At 36.4% G+C, this 933-nt stretch carries 1 protein-coding gene; it reads left to right on the top strand.

Going from position 1 to position 933, the window contains the following annotated elements:
- The first annotated feature begins 272 nt into the window (after positions 1-272).
- Positions 273-836, top strand: a complete 564-nt coding sequence (locus tag ACTQ53_RS17500; protein WP_441934588.1) for a hypothetical protein — start codon at positions 273-275, stop codon at positions 834-836.
- Positions 837-933: the final 97 nt, after the last annotated feature.

The raw sequence follows: 933 nt of genomic DNA, 5'->3' as shown, positions 1-933 counted from the left end.
CGATTTCTCGACAGATATTCACCAGCGGAGCCGATTGCTATGTTTCACTCAGAATGACCACACTGGTCATGCTGGATTCAAAATATGCCCCTTTTTAAAGTGGGCTCAATATTTATATATCTGATAACAAAGGAATATACATCGAAGGCGACTGGACAACGAGCACAGATATTATAAACAATAAAGGTAATTTCTACATCGGTGGAAATTATAATGGATCAAAATTTGCTCCAGGATGGGGAAGCAATTCTACATTTAAGGGGAACTTGACTTTGAAAAACGACTTCAAAACCGCAGGTTCTGTCTACATAGGAAAAAATCTTAAGGCACAAAATTTGGAATTTGGTTCAGAAGTTTATATCGGAGGAAATGTTGACATTTCAAACAACAAATATAGCACTAACACAGAAAGCGCTAATGTTTACATTGGTGGAGATTTAAAATGTGGGGACTTCTATAACAATCAAGGAAGTACTACAAATGTGCAAGGAGAAAATGGACTAGACTTAAGCAATAAAGACATTACAATAAATGGTAAGGTTAATTTTGCAGGTACTTTCAAAGCCAACACATTAATACTAGCGGGCACTACAGATTTCTATGCATGTGGAATTGTAACCAAAAGTTTGTTCAAAATTAATAGCAATACTGCTAGAGCATATGTCAATTATATCGAGGCTCCAAACATTTACCAATGTGCAGATAGCCACATTTTCTTAGCAAATCATGGCTATATCAATTGTACTGGAACTTATGAAAATCAAAACAACGGAGTAGGCTCAATAACCTTGACTGGTACAAATGCCAGTGGCTTGTTTAAAGCAATAGTTCGTTAATAATTCAATAATGTGCTAAGCAGCTATACGCTGTAAGCACGAGAGATCTTTGAAAATCTTGCTAATTAAAGTTCGGTTCGGGGTGTACCCACTTGCT

It is taken from the genome of Prevotella sp. Sow4_E9_plate, from assembly GCF_052116205.1.
In the GTDB taxonomy this organism is placed as follows: Bacteria; Bacteroidota; Bacteroidia; order Bacteroidales; family Bacteroidaceae; genus Prevotella.
Note: the sequence above shows the minus strand (reverse complement) of the source record. Positions and strands in the feature narration are given on the sequence as shown.